At 58.4% G+C, this 20498-nt stretch carries 28 protein-coding genes; 26 read left to right on the forward strand and 2 right to left on the reverse strand.

Annotation, left to right across the window (positions count from 1 at the left end):
• The first annotated feature begins 28 nt into the window (after nucleotides 1–28).
• The 24 genes from TSA66_RS05070 (at nucleotide 29) to tatC (ending at nucleotide 16863) form a co-directional block, all read left to right on the forward strand.
• A complete protein-coding gene (locus TSA66_RS05070; RefSeq protein WP_084199294.1) occupies nucleotides 29–832 on the forward strand; it encodes an ABC transporter ATP-binding protein in 804 nt (267 codons plus the stop codon).
• Nucleotides 832–1608: a lipid asymmetry maintenance ABC transporter permease subunit MlaE gene (gene mlaE / locus TSA66_RS05075; protein WP_408639500.1), complete on the forward strand. Its 777-nt coding sequence runs from the start codon at nucleotides 832–834 to the stop codon at nucleotides 1606–1608. The genes TSA66_RS05070 and mlaE overlap by 1 nt, the downstream gene beginning before the upstream one ends.
• Before the next feature lie 104 nt (nucleotides 1609–1712).
• The gene (gene mlaD, locus TSA66_RS05080; protein ID WP_040039245.1) at nucleotides 1713–2189 is read left to right on the forward strand and encodes an outer membrane lipid asymmetry maintenance protein MlaD; all 477 of its coding nucleotides are present in this window, start codon (nucleotides 1713–1715) and stop codon (nucleotides 2187–2189) included.
• Nucleotides 2186–3007 carry an MlaA family lipoprotein gene (locus TSA66_RS05085; protein WP_084199296.1) on the forward strand — a complete coding sequence of 274 codons (822 nt, stop codon included), beginning with the start codon at nucleotides 2186–2188 and terminating at the stop codon, nucleotides 3005–3007. The genes mlaD and TSA66_RS05085 overlap by 4 nt, the downstream gene beginning before the upstream one ends.
• 117 nt (nucleotides 3008–3124) lie before the next feature.
• Complete coding sequence (locus tag TSA66_RS05090; protein WP_040039246.1) at nucleotides 3125–3775, forward strand: MlaC/ttg2D family ABC transporter substrate-binding protein; 651 nt, start codon at nucleotides 3125–3127, stop codon at nucleotides 3773–3775.
• Nucleotides 3776–3781: 6 nt separating this feature from the next.
• A complete protein-coding gene (locus TSA66_RS05095) occupies nucleotides 3782–4063 on the forward strand; it encodes an STAS domain-containing protein (RefSeq protein WP_040039247.1) in 282 nt (93 codons plus the stop codon).
• A 122-nt stretch (nucleotides 4064–4185) separates the two neighbouring features.
• Entirely contained in the window at nucleotides 4186–5097 is a 912-nt protein-coding gene (locus tag TSA66_RS05100) for an ABC transporter ATP-binding protein (RefSeq protein WP_040039248.1), read from the forward strand.
• A complete protein-coding gene (locus TSA66_RS05105; protein ID WP_040039249.1) occupies nucleotides 5094–5849 on the forward strand; it encodes an ABC transporter permease in 756 nt (251 codons plus the stop codon). Before TSA66_RS05100 ends, TSA66_RS05105 begins: the two co-directional genes overlap by 4 nt.
• Before the next feature lie 37 nt (nucleotides 5850–5886).
• Nucleotides 5887–6123 carry a BolA family protein gene (locus TSA66_RS05110; RefSeq protein WP_040039250.1) on the forward strand — a complete coding sequence of 79 codons (237 nt, stop codon included), beginning with the start codon at nucleotides 5887–5889 and terminating at the stop codon, nucleotides 6121–6123.
• A complete protein-coding gene (gene murA / locus TSA66_RS05115) occupies nucleotides 6123–7373 on the forward strand; it encodes a UDP-N-acetylglucosamine 1-carboxyvinyltransferase (RefSeq protein ID WP_040039251.1) in 1251 nt (416 codons plus the stop codon). The genes TSA66_RS05110 and murA overlap by 1 nt, the downstream gene beginning before the upstream one ends.
• Nucleotides 7373–8023: an ATP phosphoribosyltransferase gene (gene hisG / locus TSA66_RS05120; RefSeq protein ID WP_040039252.1), complete on the forward strand. Its 651-nt coding sequence runs from the start codon at nucleotides 7373–7375 to the stop codon at nucleotides 8021–8023. The genes murA and hisG overlap by 1 nt, the downstream gene beginning before the upstream one ends.
• A gap of 6 nt (nucleotides 8024–8029) precedes the next feature.
• Complete coding sequence (gene hisD / locus TSA66_RS05125) at nucleotides 8030–9340, forward strand: histidinol dehydrogenase (protein WP_040039253.1); 1311 nt, start codon at nucleotides 8030–8032, stop codon at nucleotides 9338–9340.
• Between the two features lie 16 nt (nucleotides 9341–9356).
• Nucleotides 9357–10127, forward strand: coding sequence for a DNA-methyltransferase (locus TSA66_RS05130; RefSeq protein WP_040039254.1), 771 nt, complete (start codon nucleotides 9357–9359; stop codon nucleotides 10125–10127).
• A 7-nt stretch (nucleotides 10128–10134) separates the two neighbouring features.
• A complete protein-coding gene (gene hisC / locus TSA66_RS05135) occupies nucleotides 10135–11223 on the forward strand; it encodes a histidinol-phosphate transaminase (protein WP_040039255.1) in 1089 nt (362 codons plus the stop codon).
• 19 nt (nucleotides 11224–11242) lie between these two features.
• Nucleotides 11243–11839, forward strand: a complete 597-nt coding sequence (gene hisB / locus TSA66_RS05140; RefSeq protein WP_040039256.1) for an imidazoleglycerol-phosphate dehydratase HisB — start codon at nucleotides 11243–11245, stop codon at nucleotides 11837–11839.
• Between the two features lie 27 nt (nucleotides 11840–11866).
• Complete coding sequence (gene hisH, locus TSA66_RS05145; RefSeq protein ID WP_040039257.1) at nucleotides 11867–12505, forward strand: imidazole glycerol phosphate synthase subunit HisH; 639 nt, start codon at nucleotides 11867–11869, stop codon at nucleotides 12503–12505.
• A gap of 61 nt (nucleotides 12506–12566) precedes the next feature.
• Nucleotides 12567–13358 carry a 1-(5-phosphoribosyl)-5-[(5-phosphoribosylamino)methylideneamino]imidazole-4-carboxamide isomerase gene (gene hisA / locus TSA66_RS05150; protein ID WP_040039258.1) on the forward strand — a complete coding sequence of 264 codons (792 nt, stop codon included), beginning with the start codon at nucleotides 12567–12569 and terminating at the stop codon, nucleotides 13356–13358.
• Nucleotides 13355–14119, forward strand: coding sequence for an imidazole glycerol phosphate synthase subunit HisF (gene hisF, locus TSA66_RS05155; protein WP_040039259.1), 765 nt, complete (start codon nucleotides 13355–13357; stop codon nucleotides 14117–14119). The genes hisA and hisF overlap by 4 nt, the downstream gene beginning before the upstream one ends.
• A complete protein-coding gene (gene hisI, locus TSA66_RS05160) occupies nucleotides 14116–14520 on the forward strand; it encodes a phosphoribosyl-AMP cyclohydrolase (protein ID WP_040039260.1) in 405 nt (134 codons plus the stop codon). The genes hisF and hisI overlap by 4 nt, the downstream gene beginning before the upstream one ends.
• Before the next feature lie 7 nt (nucleotides 14521–14527).
• Entirely contained in the window at nucleotides 14528–14872 is a 345-nt protein-coding gene (locus TSA66_RS05165) for a phosphoribosyl-ATP diphosphatase (RefSeq protein WP_040039261.1), read from the forward strand.
• Nucleotides 14873–14910: 38 nt separating this feature from the next.
• Entirely contained in the window at nucleotides 14911–15282 is a 372-nt protein-coding gene (locus tag TSA66_RS05170) for a histidine triad nucleotide-binding protein (RefSeq protein ID WP_040039262.1), read from the forward strand.
• 45 nt (nucleotides 15283–15327) lie between these two features.
• A complete protein-coding gene (gene tatA / locus TSA66_RS05175) occupies nucleotides 15328–15528 on the forward strand; it encodes a Sec-independent protein translocase subunit TatA (RefSeq protein WP_040039263.1) in 201 nt (66 codons plus the stop codon).
• A gap of 69 nt (nucleotides 15529–15597) precedes the next feature.
• On the forward strand, nucleotides 15598–16083 hold the full coding sequence (gene tatB / locus TSA66_RS05180; RefSeq protein ID WP_040039264.1) for a Sec-independent protein translocase protein TatB: 486 nt from the start codon (nucleotides 15598–15600) through the stop codon (nucleotides 16081–16083).
• Between the two features lie 6 nt (nucleotides 16084–16089).
• Nucleotides 16090–16863: a twin-arginine translocase subunit TatC gene (gene tatC / locus TSA66_RS05185; protein WP_040039265.1), complete on the forward strand. Its 774-nt coding sequence runs from the start codon at nucleotides 16090–16092 to the stop codon at nucleotides 16861–16863.
• A 10-nt stretch (nucleotides 16864–16873) separates the two neighbouring features.
• Here the strand turns inward: tatC and TSA66_RS05190 are convergent, their stop codons facing one another.
• Nucleotides 16874–17545, reverse strand: a complete 672-nt coding sequence (locus tag TSA66_RS05190; protein ID WP_040039266.1) for a DUF2461 domain-containing protein — start codon at nucleotides 17543–17545, stop codon at nucleotides 16874–16876.
• Nucleotides 17546–17561: 16 nt separating this feature from the next.
• Entirely contained in the window at nucleotides 17562–18743 is a 1182-nt protein-coding gene (locus tag TSA66_RS05195) for a Do family serine endopeptidase (RefSeq protein WP_040039267.1), read from the reverse strand.
• A gap of 13 nt (nucleotides 18744–18756) precedes the next feature.
• Between TSA66_RS05195 and TSA66_RS05200 the strand changes: the two genes are divergently transcribed.
• Both TSA66_RS05200 and TSA66_RS05205 read left to right on the forward strand, forming a co-directional pair.
• Nucleotides 18757–19524, forward strand: coding sequence for a Nif3-like dinuclear metal center hexameric protein (locus tag TSA66_RS05200; RefSeq protein ID WP_040039268.1), 768 nt, complete (start codon nucleotides 18757–18759; stop codon nucleotides 19522–19524).
• Between the two features lie 72 nt (nucleotides 19525–19596).
• A complete protein-coding gene (locus TSA66_RS05205) occupies nucleotides 19597–20304 on the forward strand; it encodes a response regulator (protein WP_040039269.1) in 708 nt (235 codons plus the stop codon).
• Nucleotides 20305–20498: the final 194 nt, after the last annotated feature.

Here is a 20498-nt window from a genome sequence, read left to right on the forward strand (position 1 = left end):
ATCTCACTTTTGCCCAAAAATATTTGTTGTGCCAAACCTCGTTGAAATTCGCGATCTGCACTTTGCTTATGGAGCGCGGCCAATTCTGTCGGGACTCCGTATGGATTTCCCGAGCGGGAAGGTGGTCGCCGTCATGGGCGGATCGGGATCGGGCAAGACGACGATCCTGCGCCTGATCGGCGGGCAGCTGCAGGCACAAAAGGGCACAATCCATGTAGATGGCAAGGCCGTCGATGCCCGCGATATTCCGGCCATGTACGCCATGCGCCGCAAGATGGGGATGCTGTTTCAGCATGGCGCGCTGTTTACCGATTTGACGGTATTCGAGAACGTCGCCTTCCCGCTGCGCGAGCACACCCGGCTGCCGGAGGAATTGATACGCGATCTGGTATTGATGAAGCTGCATGCGGTCGGTTTGCGCAATGCCGCGCAATTGAAGCCTTCCGAAATCTCCGGCGGCATGGCGCGCCGCGTGGCGCTGGCGCGTGCCATTGCGTTGGATCCGCAGCTCATCATGTATGACGAACCCTTTGCCGGGCTCGATCCGATTTCCATGGGCGTGACGGCGAACCTGATCCGGCGCTTGAATGACGCGCTTGGTTCGACCTCCATCCTCGTGTCGCACGATGTGCATGAGTCGTTTGCCATCGCCGATTACGTGTACTTCCTGTCGCAAGGGAAGATCGTCGCGCACGGGACGCCACAGCAAATGCTCGCCTCCGAGGACCCGTACGTGAAGCAATTCGTGCAAGCCGAGCCGGACGGTCCGGTGCCGTTCCATTATCCGGGCCGCTCGCTTGCGCAGGACTTGCATCTGGAGGTGTTACGATGATGCTCGATGCCGTCTCGTCGCTCGGACGCTGGGTGCGCGAATACATTGCCAACGTGGGATTTGCGACGCGCATGTTTTTCGCACTCCTCGGCGCGTCCGGACGCGCGCTGCGTCGGCCGCGGCTGGTGACCGATCAAATTCACTTCATCGGCAATTATTCGCTGGTCATCATTGCGGTATCCGGTCTGTTCGTCGGGTTCGTGCTCGGCCTGCAAGGGTATTACACGCTGAATAAGTACGGTTCGGAGCAGGCGCTCGGCTTGCTGGTGGCGTTGTCTTTGACGCGCGAACTGGGTCCGGTAGTGTCCGCCTTGTTGTTTGCCGGACGTGCCGGTACTTCGCTGACGGCCGAGATCGGCTTGATGAAAGCCGGGGAGCAGTTGTCGGCAATGGAAATGATGGCGGTCAATCCGCTCGAACGCGTGGTGGCACCGCGCTTTTGGGCCGGCGTGATCGCGATGCCGGTTCTGGCGACGATTTTCAGCGCGGTCGGCGTCATCGGAGGCTATATCGTCGGCGTGAAGCTGATTGGCGTCGACGAGGGCGCGTTCTGGTCCCAGATGCAGGATGGTGTCGACGTCTGGAAAGACATCGCCAATGGCGTGCTCAAGAGCGTGGTGTTCGGATTTGCGGTAACGTTTATCGCGCTGTTCCAGGGGTACGAGGCGCAGCCGACGCCCGAAGGCGTGGCGCGGGCCACTACCCGCACCGTCGTGATTGCTTCGCTTACCGTGCTATGGCTGGACTTTTTGCTTACGGCCCTCATGTTCGATTGACACGGGAACGCCTTGTGTGGCGCTCTGTCTCCGCATTACTGAAACAAATTTTTACAAATTGCGCCTGAGAAAGGCCCTGTATCCCATTATTAGGGGATCTGATTATGCAAAGAAAATCATTAGACTTATGGGTTGGCATGTTCGTGCTGCTGGGTGCGGCGGCATTGTTTTTCCTGGCGCTCAAGGCAGGGAACATGAGTTCGCTGTCGTTGCAGGCGACTTATCCCGTTGTCACCAAATTTGACAATATCGGCGGCCTGAAGCCGCGCGCACCGGTAAAAAGTGCCGGCGTGGTCGTCGGTCGGGTCGGCGACATCAAGTTCGACGACAAGACGTTTCAGGCGGTCGTGACGCTTAACCTGGACAGCAGCTATAAGTTCCCGAAAGATTCCTCGGCCAAGATCTTAACGTCAGGACTGCTCGGCGAACAATACATCGGTCTGGAAGCGGGCGGCGATACCAACAACCTGGCCGCTGGCGACCGCATTACCATGACTCAGTCGGCCATCGTATTGGAGAACTTGATTAGTCAATTCCTCTTCAGTAAGGCGGCCGAGGGAAAGGAAGGCAATAAGCAATGAATTCTGCAACACGCATCGTCGTGCTGTCACTGACGTGCGCTCTTGGCGGATGTGCCAGCACGGCCAACCCCAAGGATCCGTTCGAGCGCTTCAATCGCGCCATGTTCAACTTCAACGACGCGCTCGATCAGCATGCAGTCAAACCCGTTGCGGAGAAATATAGCAAGTTCGTGCCAAACTTTGTGCAAATTGGCGTCGGTAATTTCTTTGGCAATCTCGGCGATGTCTGGACGACAGTTAACAACTTTTTGCAAGGCAAGGTCGCGGATGGATTTTCGGACGTGATGCGTGTCGCGGTCAACAGTACGCTGGGTTTAGGTGGCGTGCTGGATATCGGCACGGAAGCAGGCCTGGTCAAGCACAAGGAAGACTTTGGTCAGACGCTCGGCAAGTGGGGGGTGCGCCCCGGGCCATATGTCGTGTTGCCGGTACTTGGTTCGTCCACCTTGCGCGATACGGTGGCAACTCCGCTGGATCTGACGGCAGATTTGTGGCAGCACAAGTATCCGGTCCGCTGGCGTAACACGGGCACTATCGTCCGCCTGGTTGACCAGCGCGCGGCATTGTTGGGTGCCTCCAACCTGCTCGAAGATGCAGCGCTGGACCGCTACGAATTTGTTCGCGATGCATATATGCAGCGACGCGAGAGCAAGGTGCACGATGGTGAAACGCCGCGATCCTTCTACGAAGATGATGTTGGTCCAACAGATTTCACTGAAGAAAATATAGCGGAACCGGAAATGAAGGCCGCCGTCAAACAGGAGCCGAACAACGGGAAGGCTGTTGATTCCTCTCCTATTGTTGAAAAGAAAAAATAATGGGCGCGGCCAAGCCTTGTTTCGGTTCGCTCCGCCGTTGTCATCCAAAGCGGATGCTGGCCAGTTAAATGATTACCTGGTGCCAATATCGGCACTGTTTTGTTGATCCAGGAAAATATGAATATAGTGAAAAAAATCTTTGCAGTTGCTGCTCTGGCCTTGGGCTTGGTTTCTGTCCAAACGGCGTTCGCGCAGGAAGCGCCCGATGTCCTGATCAAACGCATCAGCCAGGAAGTGCTCGATGCTGCTAAAAGCGACAAGGAGATCCAGAGCGGTAACCAAAAGCATATCTTGGACTTGGTGGAAGCCAAGGTATTGCCGCACGTTGATTTCCAGCGCATGACGGCGCTGGCTGCCGGACGCTTCTGGCGGCAGGCGACACCGGAGCAGCAAAAGCAGCTGACCGATGAATTCCGTGCCTTGCTGGTGTATACCTATTCCGGTGCCATTGCGCAGATTCGTGACCAAAAGCTCGAATTCAAGCCGTTTCGCGCCGACCCCAGCGATACCGAAGTGGAGGTGCGTTCCCAGGTATTGCAGCCGCGCGGCGGCGACCCGATCCAGTTGAATTATCGTCTGGAAAAGACGCCGGCGGGCTGGAAGATTTTTGACATGAATGTGCTGGGTGCTTGGCTGGTGGAAACCTATAAGGGAAATTTCGCCTCTGAAATCAGCAAGGGTGGCATCGACGGCTTGATCAAGACTTTGGCCGAACGCAACAAGCGTCTCGCCACCGGCACCGCCAAGGGCGTAAAAAGCGCCTCTTGATTCGCCATGACATTTCGTCCCGCATCGACGCTCACTTTCCATAACGCGCAAACCGTGCTGGATGACGGATTGCGCGCGATTGCCGATGGCCAGGCGCAAATCGATTTGTCGGATTTAACGGCAGTCGATTCGGCTGCCGTGGCAACTCTGCTTGCGTGGCAGCGCGCTGCGCAGCAGGCTGGCAAGCCACTGAGTTTCAAGAATCTTCCTACCAATCTGCAAAGCATCGTCGCGCTGTACGGCGTTGGCGACCTGCTGCACGTGCACGCCGACGCTTCTCATCATTGACCATTCGGTCACTCCTCGCGCGTTGTTCCGGTTTCCCTGCCGGAAATCCAATATAATCAAGGGTTTCGCCAAAGGTTTTGTCCAGCCGGAGGCCATTTCCACGCTAAATTGGTCAAGCCACCATGGCTGCTCTGCAAATCGTCAATGTCGAAAAACGCTACAAGTCGCTGCAGGCGCTTGGCGGCGTGACGCTGTCGGTCGAAGAAGGTGAATTCTTCGGCTTGCTTGGCCCCAATGGCGCTGGCAAGACGACGCTGATTTCCATCATCGCCGGCTTGAATCGCGCCGATTCCGGCAGCGTGGCAATCCTCGGGCATGATGTCGTACGCAATTACCGTGAGGCGCGTCAGCGGCTCGGGGTGGTGCCGCAGGAACTGGTGTTCGATCCGTTCTTTACCGTGCGCGAAACCTTGCGCATGCAGTCCGGCTACTTTGGCCTGAAGAACAATGACAAGTGGATCGACGAGGTGATGGCCAACCTGGACCTCACCAACAAGGCCGACACCAATATGCGCGCGCTGTCTGGCGGCATGAAGCGCCGCGTGCTGGTGGCGCAGGCACTGGTGCACAAGCCGCCGGTGATCGTGCTGGACGAGCCTACCGCTGGCGTCGACGTCGAATTACGCCAGACGCTATGGAAGTTCATCGCCCGTCTTAATCGCGAAGGGCATACGATTGTGCTGACCACGCACTACCTGGAAGAGGCGCAGGCGCTGTGCAACCGCATCGCCATGCTCAAGACTGGCAAGGTAGTCGCCCTCGACTCCACGTCGGCGCTGATCAAGCGTATCTCGGGCTCGCAATTGGTCGTGCGTCTTGCCAACGGCGACTTGCCCGATGCGTTGAAGCCATTGGTGTCGCATCCGGATGAACTGGTTGCCGGCCGCAAGTACACATTGCGCGTGAATGAATACACCGATGTCGAACCGATCCTCGCAACTCTGCGGCAGGCCGGCGCGACGATCGAAGACATGCAGTTGCAGCAGGCCGACCTGGAAGACGTGTTCATCCAGATCATGGAGGGCGAAAAATGACCGGCTTCCAAACCTTGTTTTATAAGGAAATCCTGCGTTTCTGGAAAGTCGCGATGCAAACCATTACCGCGCCGATCCTGACTGCGATGCTGTATCTGCTGATTTTCGGCCATGTGCTGGAAGACCATGTCCATGTCTATCCGCAGGTGCGCTATACCGCGTTCCTGATCCCGGGCCTGGTAATGATGAGCGTGCTGCAAAATGCGTTTGCCAATAGTTCATCCTCGCTGATCCAGTCCAAGATCACCGGCAACCTGGTGTTCGTGCTGTTGCCGCCGCTGTCGCACTGGGATTTATTCGGCGCCTATGTGCTCGCTGCGGTGGTGCGTGGCTTGGCAGTCGGCACCGGCGTTTTTGCGATTACTGCATGGTTCGCCAAGCTGAGCTTTGTTGCCCCCGGGTGGATCGTTGTCTTTGCGCTGCTCGGCGCCGCCATGCTCGGCACCATGGGGGTGATCGCCGGGATCTGGGCGGAAAAGTTCGACCAGCTCGCCGCATTCCAGAATTTCCTGATCATGCCGGCAACCTTTTTGTCCGGTGTGTTTTATTCGATCCACTCATTGCCGCCATTCTGGCAGTCCATATCGCGTTTCAACCCGTTTTTTTATATGATTGATGGCTTCCGCTACGGCTTTTTCGGCCAGTCCGACGTCAATCCATTGACCAGTTTTACTATTGTTTCCGTGTTTTTCCTGGCGCTCGCCGCCTTTGCCGTTCGTCTGTTAAAAGTAGGCTACAAGCTGCGCCACTAAGCGCTGCATCATCACGGATTTTTAAAAGAACTTCATCATGCTACCTACCCCAGAGCTCGTAAAAAGCTATATCGCCGCCGGCCTCGACTGCACCCATCTGGAAGTCGAAGGCGACGGCCAGCACTTCAGCGCAGTCATCGTATCGCCCACCTTTGCCGGCAAGCGCATGGTCCAGCGGCATCAGCTGGTGTATGCCGCCCTCGGCGAGCGCATGCGTCAGGAAATTCACGCGCTGTCGATGAAAACTCTCACCCCGGAAGAATTCCAGAGCTAATGGATAAATTACTCATTACCGGCGGCAGCCGCCTGTCCGGTGACATCACTATTTCCGGCGCCAAGAATGCGGCACTGCCGATCCTGTGCGCCGGCCTCCTGACGGCCGATACGGTCCAATTGTCGAACGTGCCGCATTTGCAGGATGTGTCGACCATGACCAAGCTACTGCGGCAGATGGGATTGCGCATCGAGCAGGACGGCGAGCGCATGTCGCTCAACGGCGCCGCCATCGACAAGTGCGAAGCACCTTACGAGCTGGTGAAAACCATGCGCGCTGCGATCCTGGTGTTGGGGCCCCTAGTTGCACGCTTCGGCGAAGCGAAGGTGTCGCTGCCGGGCGGCTGCGCGATCGGTTCGCGCCCGGTCGACCAGCACATCAAGGGCTTGCAGGCGATGGGCGCCGAGATCACGATCGAAGCCGGTTATATCCATGCCAAGGCCAAGCGCCTCAAGGGCACCCGCATCGTCACCGACATGATCACGGTGACCGGTACCGAAAACCTGCTGATGGCCGCCGCGCTGGCCGAAGGTGAAACAGTGCTGGAGAACGCCGCGCGCGAGCCCGAGGTCACCGACCTGGCCAACCTGCTGGTTGCCATGGGCGCCAACATCAGCGGTATCGGCACCGACCGCCTGGTGGTGCAGGGCGTCGACAAGCTGCATGGCGCGTCGCACACTGTCATCGCCGACCGCATCGAAACCGGCACCTTCCTGTGCGCGGTGGCTGCTGCCGGCGGCGACGTCACGCTCAAGAATACCCGTAGCGATTTCCTCGATGTGGCGCTGGACAAGCTGCGCGAAGCCGGTGCGATCCTGACTTCCGGCGCTGACTGGATCCGGGTGCAGATGGCGGCGCGCCCGAAGGCGGTGAGCTTTCGTACCACCGAATATCCGGGCTTCCCGACCGACATGCAGGCGCAGTTCATGGCCATGAACTGCATCGCCGACGGCAGCAGCCATGTGACGGAAACCATTTTCGAAAACCGCTTCATGCACGTGCAGGAACTGAACCGCCTGGGCGCGTCGATCGATATCGATGGCCACACGGCGATCGTGCGTGGCGTCGAGAAGCTGGTCGGCGCGCCCGTGATGGCAACCGACTTGCGCGCGTCCGCGTCGCTGGTGATCGCCGCACTGGCTGCGCAAGGCGAAACCCTGATCGATCGCATCTACCACCTGGACCGCGGATACGACCGCATGGAAGCCAAACTGTCCGCTGTCGGCGCCAACATCCAGCGAATCAAATAATGAGCCAGCAACTGACCCTCGCGCTGTCCAAGGGACGCATATTCGAAGAAACGATGCCGCTGCTGCAGGCGGCCGGCATCACCGTGTCGGAAGACCCAGAGAAGTCGCGCAAGCTGATCCTGCCGACCAATGACCCGAACGTGCGCGTGATCATCGTGCGCGCCTCAGACGTGCCGACGTATGTCCAATATGGCGCGGCCGACTTCGGCGTGGCCGGCAAGGACGTGCTGCTCGAGCACGGCGGCGAGGGGTTGTACCAGCCGATCGATCTGAATATCGCGAAATGCCGCCTGTCGGTGGCTGTGCCGGCCGGCTTCGACTACGCCAGCGCCGTGCGTCAGGGCGCGCGTCTGCGCGTCGTGACCAAGTACGTGCAATGCGCGCGCGAGCACTTCGCGGCAAAAGGCGTGCACGTCGACTTGATCAAGCTGTACGGCTCGATGGAGCTGGGGCCGCTGGTTGGCCTGTCGGACGCGATCGTCGACCTGGTTTCGACCGGCAGCACCTTGCGCGCCAACAACCTGGTCGAAGTCGAGCACATCATGGATATCTCGTCGCGCCTGGTCGTCAACCAGGCCGCCCTGAAACTGAAGCGCGAACGCTTGCAGCCGATTCTGGAAGCATTCGAAAAAGCGTCGAAAGCCGGATAAGACAACATGATCCAGATTCGCAAACTCGATTCCACCGCAGAAAACTTCAAGGCACAGCTGGCGGCGGTGCTCGCATTCGAAGCGAGCGAAGACGAAGCCATCGACCGTGCCGCAGCGCAGATACTGGCCGACGTGAAGATCCGCGGCGACGCCGCCGTGCTCGACTATACGAACCGCTTCGATAAGCTTGATGCGCAAAGCGTTGCTGGTCTGGAGATTGCACAGGACGAGCTTCGTGCTGCACTGGATAGCCTCGCGCCGGCGCGACGGGCGGCGTTGCAAACGGCGGCCGATCGCGTGCGCGCCTATCACGAGCGGCAAAAGAAGGAATGCGGATCTGACGGTTTTACCTATGCCGAAGCGGACGGTACCGTGCTGGGCCAAAAGGTCACGCCGCTCGATCGTGTCGGCATTTATGTCCCTGGAGGCAAGGCCGCCTACCCGTCGTCGGTGCTGATGAATGCGATTCCGGCCAAGGTCGCCGGCGTGCAGGAAGTCGTCATGGTGGTGCCGACGCCGGCCGGCGTGAAAAATGAACTGGTGCTGGCTGCCGCCGCCATCGCCGGCGTCGACCGCGTGTTCACCATCGGCGGTGCGCAAGCCGTCGGCGCGCTCGCCTTCGGCACGGCCACTATTCCGCAGGTCGACAAGATCGTCGGCCCGGGCAACGCGTACGTGGCCGCTGCCAAGCGCCGAGTGTTCGGCATCGTCGGCATCGACATGATCGCCGGCCCGTCCGAAATTCTGGTCATTTGCGACGGCACGACCGACCCGGACTGGGTGGCGATGGACCTGTTTTCGCAGGCCGAGCATGACGAGCTGGCGCAATCGATTCTGGTGTGTCCGGACGCCGGCTACATCGCCCGCGTCGAAGCAAGCATCAACAAGCAGCTCGATGCGATGCCGCGCAAGGAAGTGATCCGCACCTCGCTCACCAACCGCGGCGCCATGGTCAAGGTGCGCGACATGGACGAGGCCTGCGAGATCGCAAACCTGATCGCCGCCGAACACCTCGAAATTTCGGCCGAAAATCCGCAGCAGTGGGCCGACAAGGTGCGCCACGCCGGCGCCATGTTCCTTGGCCACTTTTCGTCCGAATCGCTGGGCGACTATTGCGCTGGCCCCAATCACGTGCTGCCGACGTCACGCACCGCGCGCTTCTCCTCGCCCCTGGGTGTGTACGATTTCCAGAAGCGCTCCAGCATCATCCATGTCAGCCAAGCGGGTGCGCAAACCCTCGGCAAGGTTGCAGCGGAGCTCGCCTACGGCGAAGGCCTGCAGGCGCATGCCGGATCGGCCGAGTATCGATTGAAATGAAAGCCGGCGCCGCCCAATGACCAGCTGGCTCAATCGCATTTATTGCGAGGATGCGCTGCAGGGATTTGCGCGTATTCCCGACGCCAGCATCGACCTGCTGGTGGCGGATCCGCCCTACGGTTTGGGCAAGGATTACGGCAACAATTCAGACAAGCTCGATACCGACGCCTATCTGCACTGGATGGAGCAGTGGATCGATGCGGCGCTGCCGAAGCTGAAGGCCTGCGGCAGCCTGTACGTTTTCCTGACCTGGCGCTATTCGCCGGAAATCTTCGTGTTGCTGAAAAAGCGCATGACGATGATTAACGAGATCATCTGGGACCGGCGCGTGCCGTCGATGGGCGGCAGCACGCGCAAGTTTTCGTCGGTGCACGACACCATCGGATTTTTCGTCAAGGCGAAGGACTATTATTTCGACCTCGACGCTGTGCGCATCCCGTACGACGCCGAAACCAAGAAGGCCCGCTCGCGCTCGATCTTCGTCGGCGCCAAGTGGCTGGAAATCGGCTACAACCCCAAGGACGTGTGGAGCGTGTCGCGCCTGCACCGCGAGCATCGCGAGCGCGCCGACCATCCGACCCAAAAGCCCCTGGAGATCGTCGAGCGCATGATCAAGGCGTCCTGCCCGCCGGGCGGGATCGTGCTCGATCCATTCATGGGAAGCGGCACGACCGCCGTCGCGGCCAAGCGTTGCGGACGGCATTTCGTTGGATTTGAGTTAAATGCCGATTATTGCGAACTGATTGAAAACCGGCTGGCTGAATTGGAAAAGCCGGCCGCAGCCTGAGAAACCTATGCCCCTGATCGAAAATATCATCCGTCCCGACGTGCGCGCGCTGTCGGCCTATCACGTGCCGGACTCCGCTGGCTTCGTCAAGCTCGATGCCATGGAGAACCCGTACACGTTGCCGGAGCCATTGCGTGCGGAACTCGGACGCAGGCTTGCCGATGTGGCAATGAACCGTTATCCGGTACCGTCATACGCCGCGCTGAAAACAAAGATTTGCGACAAACTGGGTGTGCCGGCGGGATTCGATGTCGTGCTCGGCAACGGCTCGGATGAACTGATTTCGATCATCTCCATTGCCTGCGCCAAGCCGGGCGCCAAAGTGCTGGCGCCGATGCCAGGCTTTGTCATGTACGCCATGTCCGCCCGGTTTGCCGGCCTGGAATTTGTCGGCGTGCCACTCAAGCCGGATTTTTCGCTAGACAAGGAAGCAATGCTGGCGGCGATCGCGCAGCATAAGCCAGTGGTCACTTACCTCGCATACCCGAACAACCCGACCGGCAACCTGTTTAATGCCGACGACATGGTCGAGATCATCCGCGCCGTCGGCGATACCGGCATCGTGGTGATCGACGAAGCCTACCAGCCGTTTGCGCAGTCGAGCTTCATGCCGCGCCTGTCGGAGTTTAGCAACATCGTGGTCATGCGTACCGTGTCCAAGCTGGGCCTGGCCGGCATCCGCCTCGGCTACATGGCAGCGGACGCTGCGCTACTGGCGGAATTCGACAAGGTGCGCCCGCCGTACAACGTCAATGTATTGACTCAGGCGGCAGCAGAATTCGTGCTCGACCATGCCGATGTGCTCGATGCCCAAGCGGAAAACTTGCGTGCGGAACGTGCCAAGCTGGCAACTGCACTACAGGCGCTTCCTGGCATTGAAGTTTTCCCTTCGGCAGCAAATTTTCTGCTGATTCGCCTCGCTGCCGGAAAAAATAATGCAGATTCTGTGTTTTCCGCGTTGTTAGACCGTAAGGTTTTAATCAAAAATGTCGGTAAAATGCATCCATTATTGGAAAATTGCTTACGGGTGACCGTCAGCACTCCGGAAGAAAACCAGTTATTCCTCGATGCCCTGAAGGCGTCGCTCGCATCGTAAATTTTAGTATCCGCTTAACATGCCCACGCCACGCGTTGCAGAGGTCACCCGCAATACCAACGAGACGCAAATCCGCGTCGTGATCAACCTCGACGGTACCGGTCAGCAAAAGCTGAATACCGGCGTGCCGTTCCTCGACCACATGCTCGACCAGATTGCGCGGCATGGCTTGATCGATCTTGAGATCGAAGCACGCGGTGATCTGCACATCGATGCGCACCACACCGTGGAGGATGTCGGCATCACGCTCGGCCAAGCTTTCGCCAAGGCGATCGGCGACAAGAAGGGCATCCGTCGCTACGGGCATGCTTATGTCCCGCTGGATGAAGCGCTGTCGCGCGTGGTTGTCGACTTTTCCGGCCGCCCCGGCCTGGAATTTCATGTGCCGTTCAAGCGTGCCATGATCGGCGCCTTCGATGTCGACTTGACGCACGAATTTTTCCAGGGCTTCGTCAACCATGCGCTGGTGACGCTGCACATCGATAACCTGCGCGGCGAAAACGCGCACCATCAGTGCGAAACCGTGTTCAAGGCATTCGGCCGCGCACTGCGCATGGCCGCCGAACTGGATGCGCGTGCGGCAGGCACGATTCCTTCGACCAAGGGCAGTCTGTAAGCGTAGCCTCGCGACTCATTTTTTGACATGAATAAAATCGTTGTAGTGGATTACGGCATGGGCAACCTGCGCTCGGTGGCGCAGGCGCTGCGCCATGTCGCGCCGGAAGCGGACGTGCGCATTTCCGGTGAACTGTCGGATATCAAGTCGGCCGATCGCCTTGTGCTGCCGGGCCAGGGTGCCATTCCGGACTGTATGCGCTGTCTGCGCGAATCGGGATTGCAGGATGCAGTCATCGAATCGACGCGCAGCAAGCCGCTATTGGGAGTGTGCGTCGGCGAGCAGTTACTGTTCGACTGGAGCGAAGAGGGCGACACCCCCGGGCTCGGTTTGCTGCCCGGGAAGGTGGTGCGCTTTCGCCTCGAGGACAAGCTGCAGGCGGACGGATCACGCTTCAAGGTGCCCCAGATGGGCTGGAACCGCGTGAAACAAACGTTGTCCCATCCGCTGTGGAATGGCATTGCTGACAACAGCTACTTCTATTTTGTGCACAGCTACTACGCGATGCCGGACAAGCCGGAGCATATCGCAGGCGAGACCGATTACGGTGCACCGTTCGCTTGTGCCGTGGCAAAAGACAATATATTCGCGACCCAGTTTCATCCGGAGAAAAGCGCGACAGCCGGTTTGCAGCTGTATAAAAATTTCGTTCACTGGAATCCCTGATTTCGGGTGAGTAGTCGTTGCATATTAACTTTACCAACATCAATCCCTCTCTAATGTAGCCATGCTGCTCATACCTGCCATCGACCTCAAAGACGGTCATTGCGTGCGCCTGAAACAAGGCGATATGGACCAAGCCACCGTGTTTTCCGATGATCCCGCGCAGATGGCGCGACATTGGCTGGCACAAGGCGCGCGCCGATTGCATCTGGTCGATCTGAACGGCGCATTTGCTGGCAAGCCGAAGAATGAAGCTGCGGTCAAGGCGATCATTCAGGCAGTGCGCGACTTCGCCGTTGAAAACGGCGCCGATGAAATTCCGGTGCAGCTGGGTGGTGGCATCCGCGACCTCGACACCATCGAGCGCTATCTGGACGATGGTCTGTCGTACATCATCATCGGCACCGCGGCGGTGAAAAACCCGGGATTCCTGCACGACGCATGTAGCGCATTCCCTGGCCAGATCATCGTTGGCCTCGACGCCAAAGACGGCAAGGTCGCCACGGACGGCTGGAGCAAGCTGTCCGGCCACGAAGTGATCGACTTGGCGAAGAAATTCGAGGACTACGGCTGCGAAGCGATCGTGTATACCGACATCGGGCGCGACGGCATGATGGCCGGCGTGAATATCGACGCGACCGTCAAGCTGGCGCGCAGCATGACGATTCCTGTCATTGCCTCGGGCGGCGTGCACAACATCAAGGACGTGGAAGCGCTGTGCGCAGTGCAGGACGAAGGCATCGAAGGCGTGATCTGCGGCCGTTCGATCTACGAAGGCACACTCGATCTGCGCACGGCGCAGGATCGCGCCGATGAACTGAGCGGCCTGGAAGAGGCGGAAGAAGACGAAGCATGACCCTGGCAAAACGCATCATCCCTTGTCTGGACGTGACCGCTGGTCGCGTCGTCAAGGGCGTCAATTTTGTCGAGCTGCGCGATGCGGGAGACCCGGTCGAGATTGCGCGTCGCTATGACGATCAGGGTGCCGACGAATTGACTTTCCTCGACATCACGGCCACCTCCGACGAGCGCGACCTGATCCTGCACATCATCGAGGCAGTTGCGTCACAGGTCTTCATCCCGCTGACTGTCGGCGGCGGCGTGCGCACGGTCGACGATGTACGCCGCCTGTTGAATGCGGGCGCCGACAAGATCAGCATCAACAGCGCTGCAGTCGCCAATCCGCAGATGGTGGCCGACACCGCGCAAAAATACGGTTCGCAATGTATCGTGGTGGCGATTGACGCCAAGAAGTGCGGTGACGGCAAGTGGGAAGTTTTTACGCACGGCGGACGCAAGCCGACCGGGCTCGACGTGGTCGAGTGGGCAAAGAAGATGGAAAGCCTCGGTGTCGGCGAAGTGCTGCTGACCAGCATGGACCGAGACGGCACCAAGAGTGGCTTCGATCTGGCGCTTACGCGCGCCGTATCCGACGCGGTATCGATTCCGGTGATTGCATCCGGCGGCGTCGGCAGTCTGCAGGATCTGGCGGACGGCATCAAGATCGGCAAGGCCGATGCGGTGCTGGCTGCCAGCATTTTTCATTACGGCCAGCATACCGTGCAGGAAGCAAAGCGCTTCATGTCGGAGCAGGGTATTCCGATGAGGCTGGCATGAGCATCAAGGCCAAGTGGCTCAACAAGGTGAAGTGGGATGAAAACGGCCTGGTACCCGTCATCGCACAGGAAGTCGGCTCCAACGACGTGCTGATGTTCGCATGGATGAACCGCGAAGCATTGTCCAAAACGGTGGAGCTGGGCGAGGCGGTGTACTGGAGCCGTTCGCGCAAGAAGCTGTGGCACAAGGGCGAAGAGTCCGGCCATGTCCAGAAAGTGCACGAGATTCGCCTCGACTGCGACGAGGACGTGGTGCTGCTGAAAGTCGAGCAGGCTGACGGCATCGCCTGCCATACCGGGCGCCATTCCTGTTTCTTTCAGAAGTTCGAGGGCGACGCGAAAAACGGCGAATGGCATGCGGTCGAACCGGTGCTGAAAGACCCGGACGAAATTTACAAGTGAATCTACGATGAGTGATACATTAACGCGCCTGGCTCAGGTGATCGAATCGCGCAAGCCTGCCAACGGCGGCGACCCGGACAAGTCGTATGTCGCTCGCCTGTTTTTCAAGGGCGATGATGCAATTCTGAAAAAGATCGGCGAAGAAGCGACGGAAACGGTGATGGCGGCCAAGGATGCGCGCGTAGGTGGCGATAAGTCGAAAGTACTCTACGAGTGCGCCGACCTGTGGTTTCACTCGATGGTCATGCTTGCGCAATTCGACTTGACGCCACAGGATGTGTTGCAGGAACTGGCCCGTCGCGAGGGCATTTCCGGCATTGAGGAAAAGGCGAGCCGCGCCGACAAGGCGTGACTGCAGCGCCGGATGATGAATAACCGGATCGAAAAAACATGACGAACTGCATATTCTGCAAAATCGCTGCGAAGGAAATCCCGGCCAAAACCGTGTATGAAGACGACGATTTGATCGCCTTCCATGACATTAATCCGGCCGCACCGGTCCATTTTTTGATGGTTCCGAAGCAACATATCCCGACTGTTGCAGAATGCAATGAAAGTCACGCGGCGTTGTTGAGTAAAATGCTGCTCTTGGCACCGAAACTTGCTGAGGAACAAGGCTGCGGTTATGCGGTCAATAGCGATGGTGTGGGTAGCGGCGGTTTCAAGCTGCTTTTTAATACCGGTCCGAATGGCGGGCAAGAGGTGTACCATCTGCATTTGCACGTCATTGGCGGACCGCGCCCGTGGCGTCGTTCTGCCTGAAGGCAGGCTGTTTCAAGGACTTGATGTCCGTTTTAGGAGAAAGTAATGGGTTCGTTTAGCATTTGGCACTGGTTGATCGTGCTGGTGATCGTGATGCTGGTGTTTGGCACTAAAAAGCTGGGCAACATCGGTTCCGATTTGGGCAAGGCCGTCAAAGGCTTCAAGGATGGCGTGAAGGGCGAAGAGGAAAAAGCCGCTGCCGACAAGGCGGCGATTGACGTCGAAGCCAGAGAAAAAAAGAGCTGATGCTCTTTCCCCGCTGTTCGTGCGTGACACCGCTCCAGTCGTGTCACGCTCCACTTTTGCATCTCCTTCATGATTGATCTTGGTCTTTCCAAACTTGCACTGATCGGCGTTGTTGCGCTGGTCGTGGTCGGCCCTGAGCGCCTGCCGAAGGTCGCCCGCATGGCCGGCACCTTGTTCGGGCGGGCGCAGCGGTACATCAACGACGTCAAGTCGGAAGTCAGCCGTGAAATCGAGCTTGAAGAATTGCGCAAGGTGCAAAAGGAAATGCAGGAAGCCGCCAGCAATGTCGAACAGACGATAGCGCAGAACATGTCGGAGGTCGAGAAAGAGGTGGGCGGCGCATTTACCAATCCCTTGCTCGATACGCCGACGCCCGACCTCCAGGTGGTCAAGGCAAAGGACTTTCGCAAGAAAAAGCTCGCTCGCACTTCCGCCGTCCCGTCCTGGTTCAAGAAGCAAACCGGCCGCAAGACGCACGTGCTTTCCGGCGCCGCGCGCGTTGCCAAGTATCGCCCGGCCAGTGCAGCCCGCAAAACTACCGTATCCTTTCATTAACATTTCATGAGCGACGAACAACAAACCACGAGTGAAGGCGACACCTTCATCTCGCACCTGGTAGAGCTGCGCAATCGCATCATGAAGGCGTCGGTTGCCGTCATCGTGGTGTTCCTGGGCCTGATGCCATGGGCCGGCAAGATCTACGACTTTATGGCGCAGCCGATGATGGCGGCGCTCCCGGTCGGGAGCAAGATGATTGCCACCGGCGTGATCACGCCGTTCCTGATCCCGGTGAAGGTAACGCTGCTGGTCGCCTTCCTGATCGCGCTGCCGATGGTGCTGTACCAGGCCTGGGCCTTCATCGCGCCCGGTTTGTACGAGCATGAAAAGAAGCTGATCGCACCGCTGGTAGTGTCTTCGTCCATCCTGTTTATCACCGGCGTGGCGTTCTGCTACTTCTTCGTGTTTGGCGTGATTTTCAAGTTCATCAATGAATTTGCGCCCAAGTCGATTGCCGTTGCGCCGGATATCGAAAGTTATTTCGGCTTCGTGATGACCTTGTTCATCGCATTCGGCGTCACGTTCGAAGTGCCGATCGTGGTCATTGTGCTGGTGCGCCTCGGGCTCATCACGGTGGAGAAACTCAAGGCGATCCGGCCTTACGTGATCGTCGGCGCGTTCGTGATCGCGGCGGTCGTCACGCCACCCGACGTCATGAGTCAACTGCTATTGGCTGTCCCGATCTGCCTGCTGTACGAAGCCGGATTGCTGGTGGCCCCCTTGTTCGCGCGTGCGACGCAGGCGCCTGAAGAGACGGTATCCGAAGAAACGACCTGATGACTGCCTGTTACTTTGCTTGACGTAGCCAGGCGATCAGCGGATAGGCGTTTTTGAATTCGGCCGCCAACTCCTTGTCCAGATCGGCGGGAAACTTTTTCTTCAGGCTTGTCTCCTTCCACACGATGAAGCTCTTGTGCTTGATGTACTCGATGTGTGGCGCGTCGGGAGCAAAACCCTTGGGCGGGCGGCTGAGCTTGCCCTCATCCTGCAAGTCGCCGAAAGCGTCTTTCAATTTCTTGTTCTTCAGCATCTTGCCGAAGCCGGCGGCATCATCGATCACGTGCTGGCGAATCGTGCGCAAGCGGTCCGGCGGGGGCATGTACTCGCCGCCGGCAACCAGAAGCGTTCCGCTGGCGTCAATGTGGAAGTAATAGGCGGGGCCGCCGCCCTGACTGGGTTTTTTCAATCCACTTGCCGTAATGGACGCAGAAAATGCAGTCTTGTACGGGCTCTTGTCGTGCGAGAAGCGTATGTCGCGATTAATGCGAAACAGCGCTTTCTTGGGATTGCATCCGGCGACCTCAGGATCGAACTTGCCGATCTCCGCAATCAGTCTTCCCACCAATTCGAGAAATTCTGCGCGCAGGATGTCATAACGCGGCTTGTTCATCACGAACCAGGCGCGGTTATTGTTCTCCGATAGCTCGCCGAGGAATTGGATCAGATCGCGGATATGCATGAGGGTTTGTTGTTATTTAGCGTTCGTCGTCTTCTTCCCGGTCTTCGCGGCGCGGTTTCGGGCGCTTGCCGACGACGACGTCCAGCGTCGACTCCTGGCTTCTGCGCAGCACGGTCATCCTTGCCTTGTTGCCGGGCTTGAGTTGCGCGATCAGGTTGAGCATGTCGGTCGTATCGGTTACGGGCTTGCCTTCGACGGCCACCAGGATGTCGCCCGGCCGCATGCCGGCCTTGTCTGCGGGCCCGCCCTTCAGGACGCCCGCAATGATGGCGCCCGATTTTTTCGCCAGGCCGAAGCTCTCGGCCAGTTCCGGCGTGATGTCTTGCGGTTCGACGCCGATCCAGCCGCGGATGACCTGGCCGTTTGCGATGATCGCTTCCATCACCGTCTTTACGGTTGTTACCGGTATCGCAAAGCCAATGCCGAGCGAGCCGCCGCTGCGGGAGTAAATGGCGGTGTTGATACCGAGCAGATTGCCATTGGTATCGATCAGCGCGCCGCCGGAGTTGCCTGGGTTGATGGCGGCATCGGTCTGGATAAAGTTTTCAAATGTATTGATTCCAAGGTGGTTGCGCCCGAGAGCCGATACGATGCCCATGGTCACGGTCTGTCCCACGCCAAACGGATTGCCGATGGCGAGCACCACGTCGCCTACCCTGGACTGCTCGGCATGGCCCAGAGTGATGGAGGGCAGGTTCGGTATGTCGACCTTGATGACTGCAAGGTCCGTCTCCGGGTCGGCGCCGACTAGCTTGCCTGACGCTTTGCGGCCGTCGGCCAGTGCCACTTCAATTTCGTCGGCTGTTTCGATCACATGGTTGTTGGTCAATACATAGCCTTGCGGACTCACAACGACGCCGGAACCCAGACTGAACTGCTTTTCCTCCTGCTGCTCCCCGAAGAAACGGCGAAACAGCGGATCGTCCATGAACGGGCTTTGCGGCTGGCGCGTGCCCTTGGTCGTGAAAATGTTGACGACGGCAGGCATCGCGCGCCGGGCCGCATCGCGATAGGAATTCTGGATCGGGCCGGAATTTGCCGGCGCTTCCATCACGGGAACTGATGAGGGCGCAACGCGGGTCATGCGTGCGCCGCTGGCCAGCTCCCTGGCCCATTCCGGCTTAAGGCTCGCTACAATGAACCAAACGGCTAAACCGACGGTGACGGTTTGGGCAAACAATAGCCAGAGACGTCGCATAAAGGGTGAAAAAATGAATCGAAAATCAGTAAATAGGGACGATTTCGCAAAATACCTAGAGCAGGCGCTCGATATTAACCGCTTTCGCGATTATTGCCCAAATGGTATGCAGGTCGAAGGCAGGGTCGAAATTAAAACTATTGTAACGGGAGTGACTGCAAGTCTGGCGTTGATCGAAGCGGCCATTGATGTAAATGCGGATGCGATCCTCGTCCATCACGGCTACTTCTGGCGCGGAGAGGATGCGCGCGTGGTAGGCCCTAAGCAAAAGCGCCTGAAATTGCTCTTGAGCCGAGATATCAGCCTCTTTGCATATCATCTGCCGCTCGACATGCATCCCGATCTGGGAAATAACGCGCAACTGGGTCTGCGGCTGGGGCTTGTGCCGGGCGGGCGCTTCGGCGAGGATAATTTGGGGTGGCTTGGCGTGCCGGCAGACCCGGCAGCAAAAACTGTTGGCGACCTTGCGCGCATCGTCGAACGGCAGCTGGGGCGGGTTCCACTTCTCATCGGCGACGCGGAGCAACCACTGGGCGCGGTTGGATGGTGCACTGGTGCTGCACAGAATTTACTGAGCGACGCAATCGCCGCCGGGGCGACGGTTTATCTGAGCGGAGAGATATCCGAGCCGACGGTTCATCTAGCCAGGGAGTCTGGTGTCGCATATCTGGCCTGTGGTCATCACGCGACGGAGCGTTACGGCGTTCAAGCGCTCGGCCAGCACCTTGCTGAGGCTTTTGGCATCGAACACCATTTCATCGATGTAACCAATCCAGTCTGAAGAAATGTACTAAAAGTGAACATTATCCCTATATTATGATGGGAGGATTATTCTTGCAGGCGAGGAATTGACATGGTGTTGGCTGAAACATCGCACAAGCCAGTTGGTGTTTTGATAGTTGAAGACGATGCGGTAACGCGCAAATCCCTGTGCCTCGCAATTGAGGCAGATCCGGGGCTGAGCCTGTTAGCCGCATTCGATAGCGTCAAGCCGGCGCTGGCCTGGCTCGAGGAAGAGAACGCCGACGTGCTCATGACGGACCTCGGGCTGCCTGACGGATCGGGCATCGAAATCATTCATGCCTGTGCAAAGCACCATCCACAGACCGACATTATGGTGGTCACGATGTCAAGCGACGAAGCCAATGTGCTGGCATGTATCGAGGCGGGGGCGTCGGGATATGTCCTTAAGGATGCCGGCAGGATGGATATTGCGCGCGCGGTGCTCGACTTGCGCGACGGCGGCGCTCCCATGAGTCCCGCCATTGCGCGCATGGTGCTGGCCAAGGTGCGCGATGGGAAAAATGAGCCGCTCGCGACAGCTGGGCAGGACGCTGCCATAACTAGTCTGACCAAGCGTGAAGCGGCAATCCTTGACCTGATCGCACAGGGTGACAGCTACGGTGAAGTGGCCAAAATGCTTTCCGTATCTGTCGGAACGGTGCAAACGCACATCAAGAACATTTATGGCAAGCTGTCCGTGCATTCGCGCGGGGAAGCCGTCTTTGAGGCACATCGGCGTGGCCTGCTTCAATTGGGGCGCCTAAGGGCCCGTCAGTAACGTCGCATCGGCCCGGGATTATCCGGGCCTTTTTATATCGATGCGGTATCGGTCGCGCCCTTCAGTCATTCTGCAAAAATCATTGTCAGCCCATTCGCTCTTCGCATATCAATTTGTTATCTGGGTGATAATTTCCTGCTGCTGTCACCTCGCTGGGCGGCGCCATGAGTGCTTCAAAAAGTTCCCGGAATTTG

Source organism: Noviherbaspirillum autotrophicum (assembly GCF_000818395.1).
GTDB lineage: Bacteria > Pseudomonadota > Gammaproteobacteria > Burkholderiales > Burkholderiaceae_D > Noviherbaspirillum > Noviherbaspirillum autotrophicum.

What these genes read in the sequence shown, in the direction of transcription:
- TSA66_RS05130 (WP_040039254.1), top strand. Translation starts at nt 9,357, where the DNA reads ATGACCAGCTGGCTCAATCGCATTTATTGCGAGGATGCGCTGCAGGGA.
- TSA66_RS05105 (WP_040039249.1), top strand. Translation starts at nt 5,094, where the DNA reads ATGACCGGCTTCCAAACCTTGTTTTATAAGGAAATCCTGCGTTTCTGG.
- hisA (WP_040039258.1), top strand. Translation starts at nt 12,567, where the DNA reads ATGCTGCTCATACCTGCCATCGACCTCAAAGACGGTCATTGCGTGCGC.
- TSA66_RS05090 (WP_040039246.1), top strand. Translation starts at nt 3,125, where the DNA reads ATGAATATAGTGAAAAAAATCTTTGCAGTTGCTGCTCTGGCCTTGGGC.
- hisG (WP_040039252.1), top strand. Translation starts at nt 7,373, where the DNA reads ATGAGCCAGCAACTGACCCTCGCGCTGTCCAAGGGACGCATATTCGAA.
- tatC (WP_040039265.1), top strand. Translation starts at nt 16,090, where the DNA reads ATGAGCGACGAACAACAAACCACGAGTGAAGGCGACACCTTCATCTCG.
- hisI (WP_040039260.1), top strand. Translation starts at nt 14,116, where the DNA reads ATGAGCATCAAGGCCAAGTGGCTCAACAAGGTGAAGTGGGATGAAAAC.
- murA (WP_040039251.1), top strand. Translation starts at nt 6,123, where the DNA reads ATGGATAAATTACTCATTACCGGCGGCAGCCGCCTGTCCGGTGACATC.
- TSA66_RS05190 (WP_040039266.1), bottom strand. Translation starts at nt 17,545, where the DNA reads ATGCATATCCGCGATCTGATCCAATTCCTCGGCGAGCTATCGGAGAAC.
- tatA (WP_040039263.1), top strand. Translation starts at nt 15,328, where the DNA reads ATGGGTTCGTTTAGCATTTGGCACTGGTTGATCGTGCTGGTGATCGTG.
- mlaD (WP_040039245.1), top strand. Translation starts at nt 1,713, where the DNA reads ATGCAAAGAAAATCATTAGACTTATGGGTTGGCATGTTCGTGCTGCTG.
- TSA66_RS05110 (WP_040039250.1), top strand. Translation starts at nt 5,887, where the DNA reads ATGCTACCTACCCCAGAGCTCGTAAAAAGCTATATCGCCGCCGGCCTC.
- mlaE (WP_408639500.1), top strand. Translation starts at nt 832, where the DNA reads ATGCTCGATGCCGTCTCGTCGCTCGGACGCTGGGTGCGCGAATACATT.
- hisF (WP_040039259.1), top strand. Translation starts at nt 13,355, where the DNA reads ATGACCCTGGCAAAACGCATCATCCCTTGTCTGGACGTGACCGCTGGT.
- tatB (WP_040039264.1), top strand. Translation starts at nt 15,598, where the DNA reads ATGATTGATCTTGGTCTTTCCAAACTTGCACTGATCGGCGTTGTTGCG.
- hisD (WP_040039253.1), top strand. Translation starts at nt 8,030, where the DNA reads ATGATCCAGATTCGCAAACTCGATTCCACCGCAGAAAACTTCAAGGCA.
- TSA66_RS05170 (WP_040039262.1), top strand. Translation starts at nt 14,911, where the DNA reads ATGACGAACTGCATATTCTGCAAAATCGCTGCGAAGGAAATCCCGGCC.
- TSA66_RS05205 (WP_040039269.1), top strand. Translation starts at nt 19,597, where the DNA reads ATGGTGTTGGCTGAAACATCGCACAAGCCAGTTGGTGTTTTGATAGTT.
- TSA66_RS05095 (WP_040039247.1), top strand. Translation starts at nt 3,782, where the DNA reads ATGACATTTCGTCCCGCATCGACGCTCACTTTCCATAACGCGCAAACC.
- TSA66_RS05200 (WP_040039268.1), top strand. Translation starts at nt 18,757, where the DNA reads ATGAATCGAAAATCAGTAAATAGGGACGATTTCGCAAAATACCTAGAG.
- hisC (WP_040039255.1), top strand. Translation starts at nt 10,135, where the DNA reads ATGCCCCTGATCGAAAATATCATCCGTCCCGACGTGCGCGCGCTGTCG.
- hisH (WP_040039257.1), top strand. Translation starts at nt 11,867, where the DNA reads ATGAATAAAATCGTTGTAGTGGATTACGGCATGGGCAACCTGCGCTCG.
- TSA66_RS05085 (WP_084199296.1), top strand. Translation starts at nt 2,186, where the DNA reads ATGAATTCTGCAACACGCATCGTCGTGCTGTCACTGACGTGCGCTCTT.
- TSA66_RS05100 (WP_040039248.1), top strand. Translation starts at nt 4,186, where the DNA reads ATGGCTGCTCTGCAAATCGTCAATGTCGAAAAACGCTACAAGTCGCTG.
- TSA66_RS05195 (WP_040039267.1), bottom strand. Translation starts at nt 18,743, where the DNA reads ATGCGACGTCTCTGGCTATTGTTTGCCCAAACCGTCACCGTCGGTTTA.
- TSA66_RS05165 (WP_040039261.1), top strand. Translation starts at nt 14,528, where the DNA reads ATGAGTGATACATTAACGCGCCTGGCTCAGGTGATCGAATCGCGCAAG.
- hisB (WP_040039256.1), top strand. Translation starts at nt 11,243, where the DNA reads ATGCCCACGCCACGCGTTGCAGAGGTCACCCGCAATACCAACGAGACG.